Source organism: Streptomyces sp. AC627_RSS907, assembly GCF_019049165.1.
Genome location: NZ_JAGMUE010000289.1, coordinates 37,192 through 60,535 on the forward strand (window position 1 = coordinate 37,192; position 23,344 = coordinate 60,535).

The 23,344-nt window shown below is 71.9% G+C and carries 15 protein-coding genes and 3 pseudogenes; 5 read left to right on the forward strand and 13 right to left on the reverse strand.

The annotated features are described in order from the left end of the window. Nucleotides 1-33 precede the first annotated feature (33 nt). A pseudogene (locus KUM32_RS34245) lies at nucleotides 34-789 on the reverse strand (type I glyceraldehyde-3-phosphate dehydrogenase); the annotation flags it as partial. Between the two features lie 56 nt (nucleotides 790-845). Beyond that, nucleotides 846-1,541, reverse strand: coding sequence for a response regulator transcription factor (locus tag KUM32_RS34250; protein ID WP_217145821.1), 696 nt, complete (start codon nucleotides 1,539-1,541; stop codon nucleotides 846-848). Nucleotides 1,542-2,179: 638 nt separating this feature from the next. On the opposite strand from KUM32_RS34250, the gene KUM32_RS34255 reads away from it, so the two are divergent. The 3 genes and pseudogenes from KUM32_RS34255 to KUM32_RS34265 all read left to right on the forward strand — a co-directional run. Further along, nucleotides 2,180-2,563, forward strand: coding sequence for a hypothetical protein (locus tag KUM32_RS34255; protein WP_217145822.1), 384 nt, complete (start codon nucleotides 2,180-2,182; stop codon nucleotides 2,561-2,563). A gap of 91 nt (nucleotides 2,564-2,654) precedes the next feature. Next, complete coding sequence (locus tag KUM32_RS34260) at nucleotides 2,655-3,302, forward strand: CBS domain-containing protein (protein WP_217145823.1); 648 nt, start codon at nucleotides 2,655-2,657, stop codon at nucleotides 3,300-3,302. A gap of 221 nt (nucleotides 3,303-3,523) precedes the next feature. Beyond that, nucleotides 3,524-4,613: pseudogene (locus tag KUM32_RS34265) on the forward strand (aldehyde dehydrogenase family protein); the annotation flags it as partial. A 1,444-nt stretch (nucleotides 4,614-6,057) separates the two neighbouring features. Here the strand turns inward: KUM32_RS34265 and KUM32_RS34270 are convergent. From KUM32_RS34270 to KUM32_RS34295, 6 genes and pseudogenes are all read right to left on the reverse strand, one after another. Then, a pseudogene (locus KUM32_RS34270) lies at nucleotides 6,058-7,301 on the reverse strand (cation:proton antiporter). Between the two features lie 3 nt (nucleotides 7,302-7,304). Further along, nucleotides 7,305-7,784: a cation:proton antiporter regulatory subunit gene (locus KUM32_RS34275; protein ID WP_217145824.1), complete on the reverse strand. Its 480-nt coding sequence runs from the start codon at nucleotides 7,782-7,784 to the stop codon at nucleotides 7,305-7,307. A gap of 125 nt (nucleotides 7,785-7,909) precedes the next feature. Next, nucleotides 7,910-8,656, reverse strand: a complete 747-nt coding sequence (locus tag KUM32_RS34280) for an N-terminal phage integrase SAM-like domain-containing protein (protein WP_254406539.1) — start codon at nucleotides 8,654-8,656, stop codon at nucleotides 7,910-7,912. Between the two features lie 471 nt (nucleotides 8,657-9,127). Further along, nucleotides 9,128-10,165, reverse strand: coding sequence for a hypothetical protein (locus KUM32_RS34285; protein ID WP_217145825.1), 1,038 nt, complete (start codon nucleotides 10,163-10,165; stop codon nucleotides 9,128-9,130). Between the two features lie 30 nt (nucleotides 10,166-10,195). Beyond that, nucleotides 10,196-12,154, reverse strand: coding sequence for a DNA/RNA non-specific endonuclease (locus KUM32_RS34290; protein ID WP_308408788.1), 1,959 nt, complete (start codon nucleotides 12,152-12,154; stop codon nucleotides 10,196-10,198). An 89-nt stretch (nucleotides 12,155-12,243) separates the two neighbouring features. Then, nucleotides 12,244-15,627: an ALF repeat-containing protein gene (locus tag KUM32_RS34295; protein ID WP_217145826.1), complete on the reverse strand. Its 3,384-nt coding sequence runs from the start codon at nucleotides 15,625-15,627 to the stop codon at nucleotides 12,244-12,246. Between the two features lie 783 nt (nucleotides 15,628-16,410). On the opposite strand from KUM32_RS34295, the gene KUM32_RS34300 reads away from it, so the two are divergent. Both KUM32_RS34300 and KUM32_RS34305 read left to right on the forward strand, forming a co-directional pair. Beyond that, nucleotides 16,411-16,944, forward strand: coding sequence for a Fur family transcriptional regulator (locus tag KUM32_RS34300; RefSeq protein WP_217145827.1), 534 nt, complete (start codon nucleotides 16,411-16,413; stop codon nucleotides 16,942-16,944). Nucleotides 16,945-17,070: 126 nt separating this feature from the next. Then, nucleotides 17,071-17,613, forward strand: a complete 543-nt coding sequence (locus tag KUM32_RS34305; RefSeq protein ID WP_308408789.1) for a GNAT family N-acetyltransferase — start codon at nucleotides 17,071-17,073, stop codon at nucleotides 17,611-17,613. 9 nt (nucleotides 17,614-17,622) lie between these two features. Here the strand turns inward: KUM32_RS34305 and KUM32_RS34310 are convergent, their stop codons facing one another. The 5 genes from KUM32_RS34310 to KUM32_RS34330 all read right to left on the reverse strand — a co-directional run bounded on the left by KUM32_RS34310 (nucleotide 17,623) and on the right by KUM32_RS34330 (nucleotide 23,206). Next, the gene (locus KUM32_RS34310; protein WP_217145828.1) at nucleotides 17,623-18,438 is read right to left on the reverse strand and encodes a trans-aconitate 2-methyltransferase; all 816 of its coding nucleotides are present in this window, start codon (nucleotides 18,436-18,438) and stop codon (nucleotides 17,623-17,625) included. Between the two features lie 80 nt (nucleotides 18,439-18,518). Beyond that, nucleotides 18,519-19,745 carry an aminotransferase class V-fold PLP-dependent enzyme gene (locus KUM32_RS34315; protein ID WP_217145829.1) on the reverse strand — a complete coding sequence of 409 codons (1,227 nt, stop codon included), beginning with the start codon at nucleotides 19,743-19,745 and terminating at the stop codon, nucleotides 18,519-18,521. Then, nucleotides 19,742-21,079, reverse strand: a complete 1,338-nt coding sequence (locus KUM32_RS34320) for a pyridoxal-phosphate dependent enzyme (RefSeq protein ID WP_217145830.1) — start codon at nucleotides 21,077-21,079, stop codon at nucleotides 19,742-19,744. The genes KUM32_RS34315 and KUM32_RS34320 overlap by 4 nt, the downstream gene beginning before the upstream one ends. Further along, entirely contained in the window at nucleotides 21,076-22,572 is a 1,497-nt protein-coding gene (locus tag KUM32_RS34325) for a Y4yA family PLP-dependent enzyme (RefSeq protein ID WP_308408790.1), read from the reverse strand. Before KUM32_RS34325 ends, KUM32_RS34320 begins: the two co-directional genes overlap by 4 nt. Nucleotides 22,573-22,963: 391 nt before the next feature. Beyond that, nucleotides 22,964-23,206: a DUF5302 domain-containing protein gene (locus KUM32_RS34330; protein WP_217145831.1), complete on the reverse strand. Its 243-nt coding sequence runs from the start codon at nucleotides 23,204-23,206 to the stop codon at nucleotides 22,964-22,966. Nucleotides 23,207-23,344 lie beyond the last annotated feature (138 nt).

Consider the following 23,344-nt stretch of genomic DNA (forward strand, 5'->3'; position numbering starts at 1 on the left):
AGCGCCGCGTGCGGCCCGGCTGCCCCGGAACTGTCAGTTCCGGGGCAGCCGGGCCGCCACGTACGAGGTGAGGTCGAGCAGGCGGTTGGTGCAGCCCCACTCATTGGCGTACCAGCCGAAGACCTTGACCAGATCGCCGTGAGTCCGGGTGAGCGGGGCGTCCAGGACGCAGGAGGCAAAGTCACCGACCACGTCCCGCGAGACGATCGGTGCGTCGGACACCCTCAGCACGTCCTTCAGCGGCCCCTCGGCGGCCTCCCGATAGGCGGCGTTGATCTCCCCCGCGCTCACCGCCCGGTCCAGGACCACGGTCAGGTCGGTCAGCGAGCCGTCCTCGACCGGGACGCGCACGGCGCCGGTGGTGGTGGGGATGATGTTGACCGCCGCCGAGCGGCCTCGACGCAGATCCTTGTGCGGTCCGTCCGGGACCACCTGGTCGTTGATGTAACCGTGGATCGTGGTCATCAGTCCCTTGACCACGCCAAAACGGTCGTCGAGGACCTTGACCATGGGGGCCACGCAGTAGGTGGTGCACGAGGCGTTGGAGATCACGTGGTGCCGCTCCGGGGCGTACGTGCCTTCGTTGACGCCCATGACGACGGTGGCGTCGACGTCCTTGCCCGGCACTGACAGCAGCACTTTGCGCGCGCCCGCGGCCAGGTGCAGGCCGGCCTGCTCGCGGGTGCGGAAGCGGCCGGTGAACTCGATCACTACGTCCGCACCGAGGTCGCACCAGGCCAGGGAGGCCGGATCACGTTCGGCGGTCACCGCGATGCGGTGGCCGTGGACCGCGGGATCTTCGGCCCCGGGGGGCCAAGTGCGGCGCCGGCCGGCGGGCACACGCCCTATGAGCCTTCGGACCGCGTCCGGTCGCGTGCCTGGGTGGCGATGACGGCGGCCTGGACGCGGCGTTCCACGCCGAGCTTGGCGAGCAGACGGGAGATGTGGTTCTTGACCGTCTTCTCGGCCAGATACAGCCGCTGACCGATCTGCCGGTTGGTCAGCCCTTCGCCGATCAGGTCCAGGATCTCGCGTTCCCGGTCGGTGAGGCCCGGCAGCACCTCCGGCTCCTCGGCCGGCTGCTGTCCGCCCCGCAGCCGTGCCATCAGCTTGGTCGTGGCGCTGGCGTCCAGCAGCGACTGGCCGCGGGCCACCGTCCGCACGGCCGAGACCAGGTCCGAGCCCTGGATCTGTTTCAGGACGTACCCCGCCGCGCCCGCCATGATCGAGTCCAGCAGCGCCTCCTCGTCGTCGAAGGAGGTCAGCATCAGGCAGGCCAGGTCCGGCATCCTCGACCGCAGCTCACGGCAGACGGTCACTCCGTCTCCGTCGGGCAGACGCACGTCGAGGACAGCCACGTCGGGACGCAGGGCAGGGACCCGCACCAATGCCTGCTCCGCCGTCGCCGCTTCTCCGACCACCGTGATGTCGGGTTCGTCGTCCAGCAGGTCGTGCACCCCTCGCCGTACCACCTCGTGGTCGTCCAGCAGGAAGACCTTGATCGCGCTCCCTGTGCTGCCGTCCTGCTCGCTGTGTGCCATGTGATGCTCCTCATGCTGCCTCGGCCTCTGCTGGGATCCTGTCCTCCCAGGATGGCCGAGGTCCAGGGCCGGTCGGCCCCGTTCCGGGCCGGAGAGGAATCCGACGAGTCCGTCGACGGCGTCCTCGTCATCGGTCCAGCCGGGCAGCAAGACGTACCTCAGTCGTGCGGGACCACGGAGACGGGACACCCGGCGGGGTGCAGGGCGGCGCGATGTGCGTGACCGGACCCGTGTGGACGCCAGCCCGGTGGCCGGTGGTGCGGCGGCCCACCGCGAGGAGGCCCGCGCCCCGGGTGGCCCGCACCAGTGCAACGGTGGCGCGTCCCTCGGTGACCGTCTCGGTCACGGGGACGGTCGGGTACTTCTCTCGCTATGGACGCAGCACCGCCGTCAAGGTGCGCTCCTCGCCCGCCGGCGCCCGCGCCCGCGGCTGCGGGGCGAAAGCCGGGCCCTCCGCGGCCTCGGACACCAGGGGCGCCGAAGGAGCGGGAGCAGGCCGGAACGGCGGACGTGGGGGTACCTCGGCCCTGGGGCCAGGGGCCGACGGCCCCTCCCACCGGGACCGGCTGCCCCTGGGGCGGGGGTGACGAACGCAGCAGTCTTGAGGCGTCGCAGAACGATCACAGGGAGTGGAGCACATGACTGCCAAGGACATTGGTGCCCGTGAGACCACCGACACCGTGCGGGTGCGCGCCGACGGCGAGGTGGACGAGGAGTCCCTCGTCTATCTCCGCGAGGAGGTCGGTACCGCCCTGGACCGGCCCGGCCTGCCGCCCGTGAGCGGTGAGATACGCGGCCTGCGGGCCTCGGCCTCCCACGTCGAACTGCCCTGGTCCGCCCGCGCCGACATCCGGCTCGGAAGTCACCTCGTGGTCGTCCACGCCCGCGAAGCGAGCGCACGCGAACTCGCCGACCGGCTCCACGACCGGCTGCGCGCCGGCACCGAACGCGCCGCCCACCAAGGCGACACCACTCGCCGGACGGCCGCGCCGCCCCCGTGGCGCGGCGGCCCGCAGAAGTAGGCGCCACACGGCGCCTGCCCGACCTGGCGGGGAGCCGAAGTCGGCTTCCGGCTCCGGCCCTCCCCGCCGCGCTCGTGAAGGAGAATGCGCCGTGACCGCTCACACCGTCGGTGAAGTGATGACCAGGGACGTCGTGCGGGCCCGCCGGACGACACCGTTCAAGGAGGTCGTACGACTGCTCGACCACCACCGGATCAGCGGACTGCCGGTGGTCGACGCCGACGACAAGGTCCTCGGCGTCCTGTCCGGCAGCGATCTGGTACGTACCCGGGCTCACCGGGACGGCCCCGCTCCGCCTCCGGCCGTGACGGCGGGGCACATGATGTCGAGCCCCGCGATCACCGTGCACCCGGAGCAGACCGTGCCGGACGCGGCCAGGCTCATGGAGCGCCGCGGCGTCGAGCGGCTGCCCGTGGTCGACGAGGCCGACCGCCTCATCGGCATCGTCACCCGCCGCGACCTCCTCCGGGTCTTCCTGCGCGCAGACGCCGACATCCGCCGCCAGGTGACCGAGGAGATCGTCGTCGACGCACTGAAACTGCCGTCCGACGCCGTCCGCGTCTCCGTACGCGACGGTGTCGTCACCCTCGACGGCCATGTGGAACTGCGCAGTCAGGTGCCGGAGTTCCTTCACGCCGTCTGGCGCCTCGAAGGCGTGGTCGGCGTGGTGAACGGCCTCGGCTTCCGCATCGACGACTGTGCGGCACCCGCCCCGCCCGCTCGGATCGGGAGCCCGTGAGCGCGGTGGCGGGCGATGCCGTGCGGCGGCTCGGTCCGGCCGGGGCCGACGGTCCCTGCGGAGCCGGGCCGGACGGACACGGAAGGGGCCCTTCGGCGCCTCCTGCGGCAGGCACGCCCGGAGGACAGTGAAGGCAGGGAGTGGCGCCGTTCACCGCCGTACCGCTCCTGCCCGGCGCCGCCGTACACCACGGCGGCCCCTGACGACGGAGGCACACCACCATGACCCGACAGAACGTGCGGACCAAGGACCGCGGGACCGACGCCCCGTCCGACACCGCGGTCGCCGTGGACCGTCTGGTCACGGCCGGCCTCAAGGCACTCGCCGACTACGAGAACCTCACCCAGGAGCAGGTCGACCACATCGTCAAGAAGGCGTCGGTCGCCGCCCTGGACCAGCACACCGCGCTGGCCCGGCTGGCCGTGGAGGAGACCGGGCGGGGGGGTCTTCGAGGACAAGGCGGTCAAGAACATGTTCGCGTGCGAACACGTCACGCACAGCATGGGGCACATGAAGACCGTCGGGGTCATCGGCCGGGACGACATCGAGGACATGGTCGAGATCGCGGAACCGGTGGGCGTGGTGGCCGCGGTCACCCCCGTCACCAACCCCACCTCCACCACGATCTTCAAGGCCCTGCTGGCGCTGAAGACCCGCAACCCGGTCGTGTTCGCCTTCCACCCCTCCGCCCAGCGGTGCAGCGCTGAAGCGGCCCGCGTCGTACGGGACGCGGCGGTCCTGGCGGGGGCGCCGGAGCACTGCGTGCAGTGGATCGAGACCCCGTCCGTCGAGGCGACCCGCACCCTGATGCGTCACCCCGGCGTCTCGCTGATCCTCGCCACCGGAGGCAACGCCATGGTCAAGGCCGCCTACTCGGCCGGCAAGCCCGCCCTCGGGGTCGGCGCCGGCAACGTCCCCGCCTACGTCCACCGCAGCGCCAAGCAGCGCCGGGCCGTCAACGACCTGGTGCTGTCCAAGGCGTTCGACAACGGCATGATCTGCGCCTCCGAACAGGCCGTCATCCTGGACACCGACATCTACGCCGCGGCGCTCGCCGAGTTCCGCACCCTCCACGCCCACCTGGCCACCCCGGAGGAGAAGGCGAAGCTGGAGACCTTCCTGTTCCCCGCCACCGGCGGCTCGGGCGCCGGCTGCGAGCCCAAGGTCAACGCCGCCGCCGTCGGCCAGAGCCCGGCGTGGATCGCCGAACGGGCCGGGTTCTCCGTGCCGGAGAACACCTCGGTCATCCTCGTCGAGGCCGAACGCGTCGGCCCGGACGAGCCGTTGACCCGCGAGAAGCACTGCCCGGTCCGGGACGCTGACGTCGGCCGGCACCCCGTCGTTCCGTGGCTCGGCGAGCCGCCAGGTCCAGCCGGCCTGTTCGGCGGCGAGTCGTGCGTCGGCGCGACGGGTGTCCTCGCTGGCGCGGACGAGTTCGGCCAGCAGCCGGCGTTCGGCCGCGCCGTCGATGACGTGCAGTTCGGCGCCCTCCCGACGCGTGTGCTCGCGCATCTCGTCGACGAGCCCCGGGGGCAGCGGCTCCGGCAGGAAGGGGCCGTGTGCGGTGTGCCGTCGGCCCAGAGCACCGTACAAACGCTGCTCTTCGGGAGTGGGCCGGGTGTAGGCACCCCATCTGACCGTGGCGAGGTGTGCGGGATCCTGCGGGTCGGGGAACGTGTGGACGACGGGCCGGAATCCGAGGTGCAGCATGGCCAGCCGCATGTTGAACAAGGCGGCTCCGCAGCCGAGCACGAGTTCTCGTCCGTGGGGGTCGGCGAGTGGAAGCCCGCGACCGGCGTCCGCGTGCAGTTCGATCTCCGTGTCGTCCTCCGCGACGAAGCGCCAGGGCTGGGTGTTCATGAGCGACGGCGCGGTCACAGCCGCACGGACGAGGTAGGCGGACGCGTGAGTGGGGCGTGCGCTGATGACGGACATGAGGGTGCCGCCCTTTCCACTGGGTCGGAATTCGTCGGGACGGGACCGCTGGGCGGGGCGGCCCGGGAAGCCGGGTGGTGGTGATCGTCCGGGGCTTCCGCTTCGGGGAAGCTGTGGAGTGTCTCGATCGGCTGTGAGGAACCACGGCGGCCGGACACGGGACGTGACGGATGGGGGTGTGGGCGGCCGGGCCCGTGCGCGGGTCCAGGACGAGTACCTCGGCCCGCGCACCTGCCTTGGGCAAAGCCGCGGTCACGGGCCCTTCGATCTGTTCGCCCCGCAGACACGGGGGCTTGTTTCGCGGCCTGTCGCAGGAGGTCGCACCAGGTGCCGCTGGGCCGCGGCGGTATTGTCGCGCTTCCTGGCGAGACGCGGATCGCGCACGTGCACGGGTCGTACCAGCCGTTCGATGCGGACGGCTTCGTGGGCCACGGCTCTGCCGCAGACGGGCTTCCCGGGGAGCCGTCGACCGCAGTGACGACGGACAGCAGCATGGCCTTCACCTCCCGGCCGGACGTTCTCTGCCCGCCTCAAGCGTCCCTCCGCGCGGCAATACCGGACAGGGGCAATCGGGCAGTGGTACGGGCCCACCGGCCCTGTACGGCCTGGAGGTCGGTGTCACCAGCGCTGCACGCGCGCCCGCAGCCGTCTCGGAGGCGGCCGTCTCGACGACCCACAGGGGACGCCCGCCGTGTGGTGGCGTCGCATCCCACGCGGTCGGCGACGACACCGTACAAAGGGCTGCTGGGCTGCTCTCCCTGTGGTCACGCCGGCCTTGACGCGCCATGCAGGACGCACCCGTGCCTGCGGCCGGGAGCGGTCAGCCGGAGCAGTCCGCGCTGCGCGCCGGGCCTGGGGTCGGTGTGGTGGAGGGAGAGCGGAGCTCACTGAGCATGCCGGCCCCGCCGTCGGGCGCCGCCTTGCGCGGTGGCGCACTTCGGGTCGGCGCGAGGCGGGTGAGGACGGGGCCGCACACTGCCAAGATGATCACGTAACAGGTGACCAGCGCCCCGAGGCGGTCCTGCGCGGTAGTGGCGAGTCCGATGACGACGACCGAGAACTCGCCGCGGGCGACGAGCGCGGTACCAGCCCGCAGCCGGCCCCGGCGGCCCGCTCCGTCACGGCCTGCGGCATACCACCCCGTGGCCACCTTGGTGATCGCGGTGACGAGGGCCAGGGCCGCCGCGGCGGGCAGCGCCGGCAGCAGATGACCCGGATCGGCCGACATGCCGAGAGCGAGGAAGAACACCGCAGCGAACAGGTCGCGCAGCGGGCTCAGCACGGTCCTGGCCCGCTCGGCGGCGGCGCCGGTCAGCGTGAGCCCGATGAGGAAGGCCCCGACAGCGGCAGAGACGTGGATCAGCTCGGCCAGCGCGGCGACGACCAGGGTGAAGCCGAGAACCCTGAGCAGTACCTGTTCGGCGTCGGCCGGGGACAGGACTCGGCCGACATGATGTCCCCACCGGCTCGACGCGGTGACCGCCGCGCCCACCACTGAGGTGGCCGCAAGCACGGCGAACAGTGCCTCCCACCAAGTGCCTCCGGCGGTGACGACCGCGAGCAGGGGAAGGTAGGCGGCCATCGCGAAGTCCTCCAGCACCAGCACCGACAACACCGCCGGCGTCTCGCGGTTGCTGAGCCGGCGCAGATCGCCGAGAAGACGGGCGATGATGCCGGAGGATGAGACATAGGTCGCACCAGCCAGAGCGAGGATGCCCGCGGCATCGAGGCCGAGCAGCCATCCGGCCACGGCGCCGGGGGTGGCGTTGAGGGCCAGGTCCACAACCGCGGAGGACCGGTGACGGCGCAGGCTGGCCGTGAACTCCCGGCGGTGAAGTCCAGACCGAGGGTCAGCAGCGGGAGGATCAGTCCGATCGCGGCGCCGGTGTCGACGAACGCACGGGCCGCCGGGACCGGTGCGAATCCGCCGTCGCCCAAGGCGAGTCCCGCCAGTAGGTACAGCGGTACGGGCGACAGGGTGAAGCGTCTGGCGACCGCGACGATCAGGCTCAACGCGGTCAGGATGACGCCCAGTTCCAGCAGCAGGGCGACAGGGGTGTGCACGGCTCAGCCCTGGATGATGCGTTGAACGCCGGCGATGCCCGCGCGGGTGCCGATGACGACCAGCACGTCTTTGACCTGCAAGACCTGGGCAGGTCCGGGTGATGCGATGACGTCCTCGCCGCGGACCACGGCCACGATCGACGCCCCGGTACGGGTTCGGGCCCGGGTCTCCCCCAGGGGCCGGCCGTTGCACGGGCTGCCGGGACCGACCTCCACCCGCCCGGCGTTCAGTCCTGGAACCTCGCGCGTCAAGTCGGCGAAACGCTCCGCGATGCGCGGGGCACCGAGAATCTCGGCGAGAGCGTCCGCCTCCTCACCGGTGAGCCGCAGCACCGGGCGGGCCTCGTCGGGATCCTCCCCCGGGTAGACCACCAACTCGAACTCCCCGGAGCGCTGGGCGACGACACCGATCCGGTCGCCCTCGTGGTTGACGAACTCATAGCGCAGTCCCACGCCGGGCAGCAGCACCTCGTTGACGTCCACACACATCCCCTTCCTCGCCGTGACTTCCCTGATGTGTCCGGTCTCCCTTCGCGTCGGCCCGTCGTAGCCGTACTCGGGTACCGGGGCACGCGCTGAGGGAGACCGGGCGCCGGCGCCCGGCCCTTTCAGGGGCACCGACCTCCTGATCGGCCGACGGCCGGGCTGACGGTTCGCAGGCCCCGGATGACAGGGACGGGGACGTCATCCGCCACAACGTTGTTGACGTTCACTGCCCGGGCTTCCCCATTCCGCAAGCCGCAGCCCACCATCATGACGATCTCAAGCGCGAGATGTTCGTCAGCGGCTGCCAGTGCCTTCTTCACGTAGGCGAGGGATGGGATGACCACCTTTTCGCGGACGTATTCCGGTTCCTGGACGCCCCTCACAGGGTCGTCCGCCATAGCACCCTTGCCATACGCGTCCCGGAGGATCGCCTTGAGGACGCGGAAGATGTTCACCTGGTTTCCACGCCCCACCCCGTCCGTCTCCAACTCGTCCAAGAAGCGCTCGACCACGATGGGCGTAACCGAGTTCAGTTTCCGCGCCCCGAGACGAGGAACGATGTGCACGTTGATGGAGCTGTCCACGTGCCATCCCGTCGAGTACTCCGTCATCTTGCGCTGACGAGGACGCCACTGCTTCGCGTATTCCACGATCGTCTGCTGACCGAGTTCACGGCGAACCTCAGCGACGGATGGTGCCGTTGTCTTCTTCTCCGCGTAGATCTGCGTGAGACGCTCGATCGCATCGTCCTGCGTGTCGTAGCCGGCTTCTTCACGTTGCTTGCCGAGAGCGTCCCGGAACCGAATCGTGTACGGGTGAGGGCAACGGGTCGGCCTGGAACAACCGCACTCCTTGAAGAACGACCCCATCCCACGAGCTAGCTGTCGAGCCACGCGTCAAGCCTTCCGAGCAGGGCGATGGGCGGCGCAGGAGGCCCCTGCCGTAGGCGCAGGTCAGCATGCTGGACACCGTCCGGCCCCATGCTGACCTTTTGCTGACCCGGAGGCGGCGATCAGGGCTCTGACCTGCGGAAACACCCAAACGCTAGATCTTGGACTTGAATACTGTACGAAACACGCAGAAGCTCCCGTTCTGTCTGCTCCCTGCCTGCTTCTGCAGGTCAAGGGCCGTCCGTCTCCGGAGGCTACATCGTCTCGCAGGTGGGGTCGGCTGTCGTCAGGTGTCCGAGGCCTCACACCGGCCCTTCGCTGACCCTTCTGGTGCAGCGTCGGTCGCATGAGCAGGCGCGTGACGTCGCACCACTCGACGCTGGACGTCGAAGGTCGGGGGGAGGGCCGGTGGGCGAAGTGGCCGTCGAGGGATGGTGGGACCCGTGCCGGTCACTGCACCAGTTCGATGTGGGGGTGGGACGGGTCGGCCGGGCAGGTGTGGAGCTGGAGGTTGTAGCCGCCGACGATGTCGATCAGGGTGAAGTTGCCGTCCTGGGCGCCCAGGGGAGGCGGGGAGGGGTCCGTCCGGTCCTCCTCGGCGATCCAGGTCCCGCTGCCGCCGTCCCATTCCGAGGAGGCGATGGTGAGGAGCGGGACCTGCTCGGTGCCGCACTCGGGGCAGGGGCGGGGCTTGGGGTCGGTGAGGCCCCAGCGGGTCCAGCCGCCGGTCTTCCAGCCGGGGGCGGTGGAGAGGTTGTTCAGGTAGAGCTCGCCCGGGTCGTCCGCGTACGTGTTGTACCGCGCGGGGTCGATCGTCTCCCAGCGGCTCATGTCGTCCAGCTGGTCCTGGAGCTCCTTGTCCAGCTCCAAGGGGTTGGGGTACTCGGTGACCTGCTCCGGTGAGAACAGGCACGGCTCCGGGAGGTAGCAGTCCCGTTGGACGACGGGCGGCTCGGGCGGTACGTCGAGAACGTCGGTGACGGTGGCGCAGGAGCGCCAGAAGAGGGCGGTCCGGGGGTGGGCCATCTCGTGGTCGAAGGGGCACCAGAGGACCTGGAGGAGGTCCGCGTCGGGCGGGCACGGGAAGGGGACATCGCGAGCGTAGAGCTGGGCGACGGGGAGGAGGGGGATCGGGCCGTCGAACCACGGGCGGTCCGCGAGCCGCTCCCAGGTCGCCCGTTCCTCGGGCGTCCACTGGGGTGCCTCGGGGTCGAGGCGCCGCCGCTCGGCCGCTGCGGCGCGGTCCTGGCGGAGGAGCCGGACGTCGTCCGGGGAGTGGACCACCGGCGCCGCGCGGCTGTCGTGGGGCTCGTCGCAGTACGGCCACGGCTCGTCGGCGGGCCACAGCAGCGGCCCGCCGACGGAGCTGTCGTGCACGGTCGGCGACCCCGGCCGCGGATGCAGCCGGGTCGCCGTGCGCGCCAGCGGGGCCAGCCGGGGGAAGAGCGCGGTGATGTCGAACGGCCGCGGTGGGGTGGTGAAACGCATGCCGGCTCCCTTTGGCGCGAACTGAGTGGATCAGTTACCGAGGTTGTACAGCCCAGTGTTCGTATAGGTGTTGGTGACGTAGACGTTGGGGAACAGTTCCTCGGTCGTCCCGTTCGCCCGTTGGATATTAGCGTTCATCGTGACGCCCACCGGGATGGTGCTCTTGGCGTCCTTGTAGACGGGTGTCACCTGGTAGAAGATCGCGTCGTTCGTTCCGAGGACCACACCGGGAGTCCTGCCCTTGATCACGTTCTCCGCGATGGTCTCGTAGGTCCGCATGCTGGGCGTGCCCGTGTTCATGCCGCTCTGCCAGCAGGGGACGAGGTTGAACCTGGTGATCTTGCTCGTGCCCTTTCCGCCGAGGACGCTCGCGATGAGATGGCACCGGGACTGGTCGTAGGTGAGGTTGTTCGCCTTCGCGTACTTCTCCGCGTCCTTCATGCCGGTGACGGGGTTGCTGGTTCCGGTCCCCGTCTTGGTGTTCAGCCCCAGGCATGCCTGCGCCCGGGTCGGCCTGAATCCGCCCCCGCCCGCCGGGTCGCTCTGGTTGACGAGAGGAACCGCCTCGGTGGTGTTGAGGAACCAGCCGTCGCCGTTGGGAAGCGAGTTGATCGGCGGGGGGTCGTTCAGGCAGCTGGCCTGCGGACCGGTGTCCGGCAACGAGAACGTCAGCTCGAACTGGTCGGCGTCGATCACCCGCTGGTCCTTGAAGCCGTCGGCGAGCTGGGAGTCGGCGAACTGCTTCTCGGCGGGCGTGACATGGGCCTGCACGCAGGGTGAGGTGCGGTCCAGGACATGGGCGTCGTTCAGGACGTAGGTGTCCCATTCGCCGTTGCCCAGGTTGGGGATCACCTTGACGCACTTGTCGCCGGGGGCACCGCCCTCCTTCGCCTCCCCGAAGGGGAAGTCGGCGCAGGTGTCGGGGTCGACGAGCTCCGGCTCGGCCGTGAAGCCCCCGCAGGTGGCGGCGGTGCGGTTGGCCACGCCGCTCGTCGAACGGGTCAGCGGGCTGCCCTGCTCGCCCCAGGCGCCGTTGAGGTTCTTCTGCGCCCAGCCGTAGGCGGCCACGGCGCCGCCCGCCTCCGCGCTCGTCGCCTTCATCGGCACGACGGCCATGACGGAGGGGACGGCGCAGCCCGCCACCGACGTGCCGCCGACCGCGTCGTCGCACCGGATCTGACGCGCGTTCTTCCACGACGCGTTCGGGTCGGTCGCCGTCGCGCCCGGGGACGTCACGTACATCGCGTAGGACGTGAGGAAGGAGGCGGAGGAGCCCGTCGTCTGGGGCGAGGAGTAGGTGACGGTTCCGGTCAGGGTCTGGCCGAGGGTGATGCCGCCGCCGTACCAGGGGGCGGTCTTGGTGGCCGTGCAGCCGGCGCCGCAGGAGGCGCGGAACTTGGCGTTCAGCGCGGCGACGTCGCCGGTGGCGCCGACCATGGTGACGGAGACCTGCTCGCTCCAGGTCGTGGCCGTCGCCGAGAGGTCACCGCCGGTGGAGACCTCCAGGACGCCGCGGCCCAGCTCGAGGCCGTTGGAGTTGCGGAGGATGTAGGTGACGTTGATGCCGGTCACGCAGTACGAGAAGCGCTCGTAGCTGTAGTTGCCGGGGCTGGTGACGTCGCAGCTGCCGGCGGCCGCGGTGGTGGAGGCGGCGGCTGCGGTGGCGGCGACACCAGTGCGGGTCTTCGCCTTCGCGGGGGCGGGGGTGACCGTCACACAGGACTCGACGGCACCCGCGCGGCGCTCCTTGGAGCCCGGCGCGGTGGCGGTGCAGTCCTCACCGGAACCGGCCGCGAACCTGCTGGTCCCGGTGGTCTCCGGGCTGGGCGCTGCGGACTGGGCGGGGGACGGAGCCTTCTCCGTCGCGGGCGGCTCGGCCGCCTGGCTCGTCGCGGCTGTCGTGAGGACGAGGGTCAGGGCGGTGAGGACGGTCACGACCGTCGAGCGGGCGCGTCTTCTTGTGGCGCGCCCGCCACGTATTCCATGCACGGGGGCAGGTCCTTTCCGTGAGAAGAAGGAGGGAAGGGGTGCGGGGGCGCCGCCTCGTCGCGGCGCCCCCCGGGAGAGGACGGGCGGGATCAGGCCGCCAGGCCCCAGATGTCGCTGAGGCCCTTCGTGATGCCGGAGACCAGGTCCTCGCCGGTGTCTGTGATCTTGCTGACGACGGGCTTGACGAGGCCGCCGCCGAGCGCCTTGTCGGCGGCGCCGACCCACTTGTAGGCGCCGAAGGAGACCAGGCTCAGGCCGGTGCCGACGGCGGACTCCCAGAAGGCGCCGCTGGTGAAGCCGTGCTCGATGCCCGTGAAGAGGCTGCCGAGGGCGCCCGCGCCCGCGGAGACGCCGGCGAAGAAGCCGGCCGCGGCGAGGGCCGGCGGGAAGACGAAGGCGGCGAGGGCGCAGCCGGCCGCCAGGAACCCGGCGCCGACGCTGACGACGTTGGCGGCGTCGGCGTAGAACTGGGCGTCGTTCCACCACTCGTCGGCGTCGCCGTCCGCGGTGCCGTTCGGGTTGACCTGGTTGTTCCTGTCGTTGTCGGCCGGGTCCCGGTTGGCCTCGCGCTCCTCCTGGGCCTTGAGCGCGGCCGCCTTGGCCCTCGCGATCTCCTCGGCCCGCTTCTTGTCGGCGGCGATCTGCTTGGCCTGGGCGTACGCGGCGGCGGCGGCCTTCGCGTCGGCGGAGGCGGCGAGCTCGGCGGCGCGGGCCGCGGCGGCGGAGCGCTGGGCCTCGGCGGAGGAGGCGAGGGCCGCGCGCGCCGAGTCGACGGCCTTGTTGGCCGAGTAGTTGGCGGAGCGGGCGGCGCCGCGGGCGGTGGCGGCGGCGTTCTTCGCCTTGGTGGCGGAGGCCTGGGCGGCGGCGGCCGACTTGTCGGCTGCGTCGGCGTTGTCCCGCGCCTGCTGGGCGTAGTCCTCGGCCTTGGCGGCGGAGTCGAGCGCCTTCTGCGCCCACTCCTGGGCCTCGGCGGCGGCTTTGCGGGCGTCGGCGGCGGCCTTCGAGGCGAGGGCCGCGTCCTCCTGCGCCTTCTCCGCGATCTTGGCGGCGGCGGCGATGGCCCCGCGGACGGCGGCGACGTGGGTGGCGGTGTCGAAGTCGAGCTGCGCCGTGCGGTACTGGATCACGGTGATGAAGTTGCGCAGCATCCACGCCGGTCCTTCGAGTGCGACCTCCGCGTAGGCCTTGGTGAACGCGCCCGCGGTGTTGATCAGCTCGCCGGCCCGGACCCGGTCGTCCTCCTTCACGGCCAGCGGGTAGGCGTGGTCGAAGAAGTAGTTGAGGGATTCGGTGGTGTTCTCGTCGAGCGCGTCGTTGGCGGCCTCGATGACGGCCTTGCCCGCGTTCTCGGCGATGATCTTGCCGATGGCGACGCGCAGGTCCTCGTCCGAGGCGCGCTTCATCCCGCCGGTGAGGAAGTCGCCGACGGCCTTGGAGTCGGTGCTCTCCAGAGCGGCGGCCGCGGCCGCGGCGACCTGCGGTCCGCCGACCGTCGCCACGTGGAGGGTGGTCTCGCGGTCGTCCTGCTCCTGGGCGAGGGCACGGTCGAGGTCGATCCAGGCGTGGACGTCGTCGTCGGAGCCGGCGAGGGCGTGCTGGGCGGCCTGCCGGGTGTTGGCCCCGCGGGCGTCGATCAGGGCCACCGCGGCCCGCCGGCCCAGGGTCGCGGCGACCGACATGTCGCCGCGGTACAGGGCCTCTTCCGCCTTGGAGATGAGGTCCTTGGTCGCCTGGGTGGTGCGCTCCTGCATCAGCCGCTTCTCGCGGACGTCGGAGAGCTCGGCCTGTTCGATGGCGGCGAGCTGCCGGGCCTCCTCGATGGCCTGCTGCTTGTCCTGTTCCAGGGTCTGCGCCTCGGCGGCGCGGGCGTTCTTCTCCACCTCGATGGCGTCGCTGACGGCCTGGGTGGCGATGTTGGCGGCCTTCACGGCCTCCGTGGCGTGTGCGGTCGACTTGTTGGCGTAGTCGACGGCCTGACCCGCGTACTTCACGGCCTCCTCGGCGGCGGCCGCGGCCTTGTCGGCGTGGGCTGCGGCGGAGTTGGCGGCGTCGCGGGCGGTGCGGGCCGCCTTGGCGGCGGCGGTCGCCAGTGCCTGCGCGGCGGAGGCGGCGTTGGTGGCGCGGTTGGCGGCACTGGTGGCGATGGCGGCCTGGCGCTTGGCCTCGTCGGCCTCCGCCTGGGCGGCACCGGCGGAGACGGCGGCCTGGGCGGCGGCGGTCGCGGCGGCGGCCGAGTTGCGGGCGGCGGAGGCGGCGGCCAGGCCGGCGCTCGAGGCCGCGTCGCCGGCGAGGGCAGCCTTGTCGGCGGCGGCGGCGGCGCTGCGGGCCTTGGAGGCGGCGTTGCGGGCGGCGACCGCGGCGTTCTTGGCGGCCTCCGCCTTGCCGGCGTCCTTGGACGCGGCGATCGCGGCGTTGTAGGCGCGGGCGGCGGCGTTGCCGGCCTTCGCGGCGGCCTGGGCGGCGCCCGCGGCGGCCCAGGAGGCGCGGCGGGAGGCCTTCACGGCGGCGTTGGAGGCGTTGACGGCGTTGCGGGCGGCGTCGGCCGCGCCCTTCGCCGCGCTCGCCGCCTTGCGGGCCGCGGCCCCCGACTTCTGCACGTCGCTCTGGGCGGCGGCGGCCTCGGCGGCGGCCTTCTCGGCGGCCTCCCTGGCCTTGGTGGCGGCGGTCTCGGCGCGGGCCCCGGCCTCGACGGCCAGGTTCGTCTCGCGCTCGGCGCGCCTGCCCTCGCGCTCGACGACGGCCACCAGCTCCTCGATGGTCGCCGACTCCTGGTCGCGGGCGCGCGCGATGTGCTGGCCGGTCTCGATGAACCACTCGATGTCGTTCGCGGTGCCGCTGAGCGCGCGGTCCGCGTACTTCCGCACCTCCGGGCCGCCGGTCATCAGCATGGCGCTGACCTGGACCCGGGTGTCCTCCAGCCGCGCGTCGTACTGCTCGTCGCCGAGGAAGGCGACGAGGGCCTGCTCGGTGCCCGCGTCGAGGGCGGCGTTGGCCTCGCGCACCACGGCCTTGCCTCCGGTGGACGCGACGACGCTGGTGGCGACCTGGAGGTCCTCCAGGATGGCGGGCGCGAAGCCGCCCGCGAGGAAGCCGGCTATCGCTTCGTCGCCGTTGTCCAGGGCGGCGACGGCCTCGCGGCGCAGGCCCTTGCCCGCGCGGTCCAGGCTGCGGGCGATCGCGACCCGGTTGTCCTGCACGGTCTGCTGCGGCAGCGTCTCGGCGAGGAAGGTCTGGATCTCGGTGTCGGTCCCGTAGAGGGCCGTGGTGGCGGCGGCCTTGACGCCCTTGCCACCGGTCAGCCACGCGCGGACGACCTTGGCGCGCTCGGTGTCCGGCAGCGGCACCGGGTCGGTGCCCGCTGTCTCGACCGCCGCGGCGGTGGCCGGCCGCAGGACCGAGGGGGTGGCGGCGACAGCGGTCGCGGCCGCGAGCGCGCCGAGGACGCGGCGTCTGCTCCAGAATGCTGTCTGCATACGGGACTTGCCCTTCTACGAGTAATGCGGTGGCGTGTCGCATGTCGCGCCGTGACGGACGGCGGATCCGTGGATCGACGCCCGCCGCAAAGCGTAGACAGTATCCACGTCGTGGGAATTCTGCGGAAGTTGCGTCTTCCCGGGCTCCAACAGTGCGCCGCTACATGGCGGTTTGACGGATCGGCGCGTTTCCTGCGAATTCTTGACGTCGACCCACACAGCCTTCTCCCGTCGTGACACAGGTCACGGAAAGCTTGCTTCCAATGTCCAGGTATGGGCAGTTCACGGCGCTGGACGTGGGTGCGTCGCCGTGCTGGGATGCCAGGGCGAATGCGATCACCGGGGTTCGAACAGCGCGTCGCGGGAGGCGCGCCAACGGTACGCAAGGGGGCTTTCATTCCGCGTGTGCGGCTTCACCTGTTCGCGACCTGTTTCGCGACCTGTTTCGCGACCTGCTTCTCGGCTGGTGGTTTCCAAGTCCGGGTGTCAGGTGCGGAATTGGGGATGCGGTGAAGGTAATCAGGACCAGCGTCGGAAAGCCTCCGAGAATGCGGCCCACGGTGCGGGTGCCCGGCGCCGTCGTCGGCGGCACTCCTGGACGCCGGTGGGCGAGACCGCGGCCCCCGACCGGCTCCCCGGACCGTCCCCCGCTGCCCCACGAGACTGGCCCCGGCCCGGCGGGGACGCCGTCGGGCCGTCCGGGGCCTTGCGTGACGAAGGCCTCCAAGACCCGGTTGTGGTCTTGGAGGCCGACATCGTCGTACGGGGTGGGTGTGGAGTCGGATGCAGTCGAAGGGGTCGGGCTTCGCGCGCTCCCGCGCTGAGGAGCGTGCGGGTCAGCTGTCGTGGAGTGCGGTGTGGAGGAAGTCGACGGCTACCCTTGCGGGCGACGACCGCGCCGGCTTCACCTCCGCCCAGGAACTGCACGAGGCGTTGGAAGCCGACGGCATCACCATCGGCTTGACCACGGTGTACCGGACCCTGCACGCCCTGGTCCGCTCGGGACGGGACGACGTCGTGCGGGAGAAGACCGGTGAACGGCTCTACCGCCCCCGGCCCACCGACGGTCACCGCCACTACCTCGTCTGCCGTGACTGCGGCCTCAGCACGGTGGTGAAGGCGGACGCGGTGGAACGCCGGGCGGAAGACGTGGCCGCGACCACGGGTTTCACCGAGGTCGAGCACACCGTGGAACTGACCGGCGTCTGCGACCGCTGCCGCGTCACGGCGACCGCGCGAGGTTCGACCGCGCGAGGTTCGACCCAGCGAGGTTCGACCGGGCAGCACACCGGACGACCTCTCGCCCCCGGCCGGTGACGCACGGGGCGGACCCGGGCAAGCGCCTGGCCCGTCGCGGCCGCCTCACCGTGCGACCCGGCGACCGGTGGCACGCCCGCGCCTCGCACGGCTGGCAAGCTACCGGGTGTGACAGCCCATGAGACAGTGCGCACTCCCGCGACCGCGCAGATCGGCCGGGCCGAGGACGCCACCGCGTCCGTCCGGCGGGACCTCACCGCATGCTGGGCGGCGGTGATCAATGCCGGGGGAGCCGTCGTGCCCATGGACTGCCCGCTCCCGCCGGTGACCGAGGCGGCGCTCCGGCCCGCGGTCGAGAGGATCACGCGGGACCTCTCCCCGCAGCGGAGCAGACTCCTCCTGGCGACCGTGGACGGGGCGCTCGCGGGCTGGCTGCTGCTGAGCCGCGAGCAGCACCCTCTCGTGGCGCACTGCGGCACGGTGAACCACGTCCAGACAGACGTCCGCTTCCGGGGCCGGGGTGTCGGCGCCACGCTCATGCGGCACGCCGCCGGGGTCGCGCGCGACGAGATGGGCCTGGAGCGGCTGCGGCTCACCGTGCGGTCCGGTCTGGGGATCGAGGACTTCTACCGCAGGGCGGGCTGGACCGAGGTCGGCCGCTGGCCGGGCGCGCTGCGCGTGGCGCCCGGTGACGACCGGGACGAGATCCTGATGGGTCTGACCCTCTGAAGCGGTCCCTCAGCCGTCTCCCCCACGGCCTCGCGTCCCGACGGGGGTACGGACCGCCCGCGCGCCGTCCATGACCGCCACCAGCACGGCGCTGTCGCCGAACTGCCAGACGGGCACGACGTGGGCGAACCCCGCCCGGCGCAGCAGTTCGGCGTGGCGGCGCGCCGTCACCGGCTCGTCGCCCCCGGCGTGGACGGCCTGGCGCCGCGCGCGTTCGTCGAACAGGTCGGCCAGTTCGGGGTCCCGGGCCGCGGCGTCCCACCAGGACCGCCAGTCCTCCTGCCCGCGACCGCCCGTCCGCTCGGACCTGCGACGGCCCACATGGGCGGTGAGGTCCGAGCACGGCTCCGCGTCCGGCGGGAAGTGGTCCCCGTTGACGAGGACGCCGCCGGGGCGGAGCAGGGAGGCGAGAGCACGGTACGTGCGCAGCAGCGCCCGCTCGGGCAGGTAGTGCAGCGCGGTCGTCGAGACGGCGGCGTCCAGGGGGCGTTCCAGCCCGAGGGCGTCGGTCCAGCCCTCCTCGCCGATGACGGTGTCGACGTAGCGCGCGGCGTCGGCGTGGTGGGTGCGCCCCAGCTCCAGCAGCAGGGGGTCCATGTCGGCGGCGACGACCTCGGCGTGCGGGAAACGGGCGGCGAGCCTGGCGGCCAGGGAGCCCGGCCCGCACCCGAGGTCGAGCAGGAGGGGGCGGGCACGGCCGGCGACGGTGTGCTCGACGACGTCCGCGATCACGGTGAACCGTTCCTCGCGGTCCACCGCGTACCGCTCCTGCTGCCGTTCCCAGCGCTCCACCCAGTCCCTGGCCGTCGCCATGCTCACGCCCATCGCTTGCGCCACCTCATCCGTCTCGAGTCCGTCCTCGGGCACGGACGAATCTACAGGTGGAAACGGTTATCAGTTGCCATTCACGTCAACGACGCGAGGACGGCCAGCAGGCGGTCGACCTCCTCCACCGTGTTGTACACGTGCAGGCTCACCCGTACCGACCCGTCCCGCTCGTCGGCGCCGGCCTGGCAGAGGCTGTCGGCGCGGACCATGAAGCCGTGGCTGTACAGGATGAATCCGAGGTCGTCGGAGGGGATGTCGCGGTGCCGGAAGGTGACGATGCCGTGGCGGCGCTGGGCCGTGGGCAGTGCGGAGTTGGCGGCCAGGCTCGCCGGGCAGCCGAGGACCTCGTACGGGCCCAGGCGCCTGAGCCGGTCCGTCAACCGGGTGGTGAGCGTGGCCGTCCAGCGCGCGATCCGCTCGACCGAGGCCGCGTCCAGCCAGTCGAGCGCGGCCCTCAGGGAGGCGATGCCCACCGTGTTGGGCGTGCCCTGCCAGCCCTCCGGCCGGAAGACGGGGCCCCGCGCGTTGCGCGCCCAGACCGCCCCCGAGCCGGGCAGGGCCATCGCCTTGTGGCCGGAGAAGACCACGAAGTCCACGTCCAGTGACGGATCGCCGAGGTGGACGGGCAGATGACCGACGCTCTGCGCCGCGTCCAGGCAGATCGGTACGTCCGGGCCGACCGCCGCGCGGATGCGGTGCACGTTCATGTCGCCGCCGTAGACGTGGTGGACGTGGGTGGCGGCCACGAAGCGGGTCCGCGGGCCCACGGTCTCACCCAGCGCCCGATGGTCGTAGTCACCGGAGACCGCCTGGTACGGCAACGCCCGTACGCGGACGTCGACACCGCGTTCGGCCAGCAGCCGCCGGGCCTCGAGCCAGGGGTCCAGATTGGCCCGGTGGTCGGCGTGCGGCACGAGGATCTCGTCGCCGTCGGAGAGGTACGGAACGAGCCAGTCCCGGGCGACGGTGCGCAGGCCCTCGGTGGTGCCGCTGGTGAAGTGGACGCCGGAACGGCCCGGTTCGGGGTCGTGGAGGAACTCCTTGACCCGCTCCCGGGTCGATTCCACCAGCTCCGTGGTCCGGTTGGCCCAGGGGTAGGTGCCGCGGCCCGCGTTGGCGTTCGACGTCGTGAGGTAGGTCTGCACGGCCTCCAGTACGGCGCGTGGCTTCTGCGCCGTCGCCGCGCTGTCGAGATACGCCAGCTCGGGATGGGCGCCGATGATCGGGAACTGCTCCCTCAGTTCCCGCTGCCAGGACAGGTCTTTTTCACCGTCCGTCCCGGGAAGCGGCTGGGCCGCGCTCATTCGCGCACCAGCGGTGCGCCCGCGTCCCGCCAGGCGACGATCCCGCCGGCCAGGCTGCGGACGTCCGGGTGGCCCATCCGGGTCAGCGCGGCGGCGTAGCGCAGGGACTTCTCCCCGACCGGACAGGCCAGCAGCACGGGAGTGCGCTTGCTGAAGGGGAGCCCGCCGCGGAGCAGGTCCTCGAACAGCTCGTCGACGATGTTGACCGAGCCCTCGATGTGCAGGGCGGCGTAGGCGTGCGGGCTGCGCAGGTCGACGACGAGCGGCCGGGGATCACCCGTGACGGTCCAGCGCCGGGCGTCTTCCACGTCGATGACGCGGGCCTCCGCGCGGGCCTCGGCGTCGGTGACGGCGGAAGCGGAGCGCCCTCGGTCCGTCCGGCCCAGGAGTTCCGGGCGTCGCTGCCGCACATAGCTCAGGTAGCTCTCGGCCCGGTCGCACACGATGAAGACCGCCGTCCGCCGCTCCCCCGTCCCGTCCAGTTCGGCGTCGGCGTCCCGCAGTTGCCGCACCGCTCCCTGGTAGGCGGCGCCTCCGGTCGGGCCGGACAGCAGTCCGCAGCGGCGGATCAGGGTGAGCATCCCGTCGATGGCCTCGTCCGAGGTGACCGACTCGATGGTGTCGTACGTCGCCGGGTCGAACAGGCCGACCTGGTGGACCTCGTCGATGGTGCGGATGCCGGGGATGAAGTCCGACTTGTGGGCGACCAGGCCGAGGACCCGCACCCGCGGGTCGTGCTCGCGCAGGACCCTGGCGACACCGGTCGACGAACCGGCCGTGCCGACGCAGGCGACGAACCAGTCCGGCACCCGGCCGTCCAGGTCCTTCACTATCTCGGGGCCGGTGCCCGCCGCGTGGGCCTCGACGTTGCGGGGGTTGAAGTACTGGTCGGTGTGCAGGTAGGTGCTCCCCGGGTCGGAGAGCGCCTGGTGGAAGTGCGTCAGCGGGTCGTCCGTGTCGGTCGGGTCGAGACACTCGCTGCGCCCGGGGAGTTCCTCGATCTCGGCGCCGAGGAGCAGGAGGAGTTCCTTGATCTCGGGTACGCGCATGCGGTTGGTGACGCTCTTGAACCTCAGTCCGTGCATGCCGGCGAGCAGGGCCAGCGCCTTGGCCGTGTTGCCGCTGGAGAGCTCCACGACCGTCCCGTCACCGCCGGCGGCGGCCTCCAGGTGGGGCCGGGCCATGTGCCACGCGGGCCGGTCCTTGACGGACCCGAACGGGTTGAGCATCTCCAGCTTCGCGTAGAGGTCGATGTGGCGCAGCCCGTGCACGGCGGGATCGATGCGCACCAGAGGCGTGTTGCCTATGGCCTCGGTGATGCTGTCGTACCTCATCCGGTTGTTCCCCCCAAAGGTGTGATCGGCCAGTAGTCCTCGTCCGGGCACCAGCGCCAGGAGCCGCCCCGCCGCTCCACCGCGACCGTCCGCGCGACGGGCTGCCGCTGCGCGTGGTGGGCGTGGAAGTCCATGGCGTATCCGGCGGTGTTGACGAAGGCCAGCAGGTCCCCCGCCTGCGGCAGCCGGGGCAGGAAGACCAGGCGGCGGGTGATGAGATCTCCTTCCAGGCACAGGTTGCCGGTGAGGTAGACGCCGACCGGTTCCCCGTCACCCGTCTCCGCCTCGCCGCGCGGGAGCAGGACGGGGTCCACGAGGACTCCGTGTTCCTCGAGGCTCATGTCTCCCGCGTTCATGCCGAGGTGCACCAGGTACTGCCCGGAGTCCGCGTCCACGGGCCGCATGTCCAGCACGCGTGCCAGCGACAGCCCGCACTGGTCGACCAGGGCGCGGCCGGGCTCGGTGTACAGGTCGTGGAGGTGTTCCAGGAGGAGGGTGGCGGACGACCGGCCCAGCGCCGGCGTGGGCAGCGACAGCAACTCGTCCAGGTAGCCGGGGCCGGCCGTGGGACGGTGCGCGGGGTACAGCGCGGCGCTCCCCCGTACCGTGCCGCCCTCGTTGCGCAGTCCGTAACCGTGACCGCGCCAGGTCAGTGGCGGGCGGACACCGAGCACCGCCTCGCTCAGCGCGGTGGTCCACCGGTCCCACTCCTCCGCGTCGGCGACGTAACCGACGCCGAATCCGCCGCCGATGTCGAGGGCGCGCGGCGCGAGGCCGCGTGCCCGGCACTCGTCCATGAACAGCACGCACTGCTCCAGCGCCCGCGCCTTCTCCTCCACGCCGGTGGTGTCGAGGTGGTATGCGGCGCCGGTGAACTGCACGGTGTCCGCGTGCCGTTCGAGCGCCGACAGCAGCGACTGCGTGTCGCGCACCGAGGTGCCGAAGCGGCTGCGCCGGGAGAGCAGCCGGGTGCCCGCTCCCCCACGGCCGGCGGCGGACTCGAATCCGGACAGGCGCACCAGTACGTCGACCCGGCCGAGTCCGTGCGTGCGGACCAGGCCGGAGAGGCGTTCCAGTTCTCCGGTCGAGTCCAGGTTCACCGTCGCTCCCACGCGCGCCGCCAGCCAGAGGAACGCGGTGTCCTTGGGCCCGGTGGCCATGATGCGGTCGCCGGTGAACCCACAGCCCAGTGCGTGCCTCAGCTCCTCCTGAGAGGCGACGTCGATGCCGACTGCGGCCGGGTCCTCCGCCGCCAGTCGCCGCACCAGGGCGCTGGAACGGTTCGTCTTGTGCGCGAAGTACACGCGTCCGGTCAGACGGTGGCGGCGGTAGACGGCACGGAAGCGGGCGGCGTTCTCGGCGACGGCCTCGGGGAGCAGCACGTTGAGCGGTGACCCCAGCGCGTCGACGAGCGAGTGCAGGAAGGGCCGGTCCGTCAGCAGTGAGGCGAGCGGTGGATCCACCCTCGGCCTCAGGTACAAGGGCGCATCCACGTGAGACCCCTCCCGTGTCCTGGCCGACCGTCGTGGCGACGATCGTTCGGGAGTAGTCGTTTCCAGGTACACCCGGCCCTAAGCCTCACCGGCCCGGGTGCCGGGGCGCCGTCCCGTGGCCGGGACGGGGTGGTGGTGAGGGTGCGGTCGCCCTTCCCGCCCGCTGAGGTCGATCGCCCGGTGCCGGGTGGAGGGCCGTGCGGCCCGGGCGGCGGGGTCCGTCAGGACGCCCCGCACCGTTCGGGAGGTCCGCGGTGTGCAGGAAGGGGCCCGGGACCCTCCTGCCCACCGGCCGGGACGATGCGCGCGCGTCGCGGGCCACTGCGCGGGGCGCGCGAGTGGGTGGCGCCCGGGATTCCGGGGAAGCGGCCGGATCCCGGGGCTGACGGGCTCAGCCGCCGCTCTTGCGCCTGAACGACCGCTGGCTCGCGGCCGGTCCGTGCGCCGCGCGGACCTTCGACGCGTCGGGGTTGGCGGCGACATCGGCGGCTTCCGCCTGGGCACCGCGCTTGCGGTCCAGGGCTTCGCGGAACTTGCGCTTGAGGTCGTAGTTGCCGTCGTTGTCCGGCGCCAGAGGGGACGTCTCGGGGGCGGCCGACTCCGAACCTTCCGTGGATGCGGGCTCTGCGGTCATGGTGACCTCCTGGGTTCGGGGGGGTGGGCAAGCACAGCTTGTCATGCCGGGCGCGGTGCCGGGCACCGACGGCGTCATCCCGCTCCGTTCCGGCGGGTGTCGCTCCCGCGGTCGAGGGCGTTCGCTTCGCAGGCGCTG

Bases quoted from the DNA above. Each gene is read 5' to 3' on its own strand.
- KUM32_RS34250 (WP_217145821.1), bottom strand. From the start codon at position 1,541: ATGGCACACAGCGAGCAGGACGGCAGCACAGGGAGCGCGATCAAGGTC.
- KUM32_RS34255 (WP_217145822.1), top strand. From the start codon at position 2,180: ATGACTGCCAAGGACATTGGTGCCCGTGAGACCACCGACACCGTGCGG.
- KUM32_RS34280 (WP_254406539.1), bottom strand. From the start codon at position 8,656: ATGGGGTCGTTCTTCAAGGAGTGCGGTTGTTCCAGGCCGACCCGTTGC.
- KUM32_RS34285 (WP_217145825.1), bottom strand. From the start codon at position 10,165: ATGCGTTTCACCACCCCACCGCGGCCGTTCGACATCACCGCGCTCTTC.
- KUM32_RS34295 (WP_217145826.1), bottom strand. From the start codon at position 15,627: ATGCAGACAGCATTCTGGAGCAGACGCCGCGTCCTCGGCGCGCTCGCG.
- KUM32_RS34300 (WP_217145827.1), top strand. From the start codon at position 16,411: ATGCAGTCGAAGGGGTCGGGCTTCGCGCGCTCCCGCGCTGAGGAGCGT.
- KUM32_RS34310 (WP_217145828.1), bottom strand. From the start codon at position 18,438: ATGGGCGTGAGCATGGCGACGGCCAGGGACTGGGTGGAGCGCTGGGAA.
- KUM32_RS34315 (WP_217145829.1), bottom strand. From the start codon at position 19,745: ATGAGCGCGGCCCAGCCGCTTCCCGGGACGGACGGTGAAAAAGACCTG.
- KUM32_RS34320 (WP_217145830.1), bottom strand. From the start codon at position 21,079: ATGAGGTACGACAGCATCACCGAGGCCATAGGCAACACGCCTCTGGTG.
- KUM32_RS34330 (WP_217145831.1), bottom strand. From the start codon at position 23,206: ATGACCGCAGAGCCCGCATCCACGGAAGGTTCGGAGTCGGCCGCCCCC.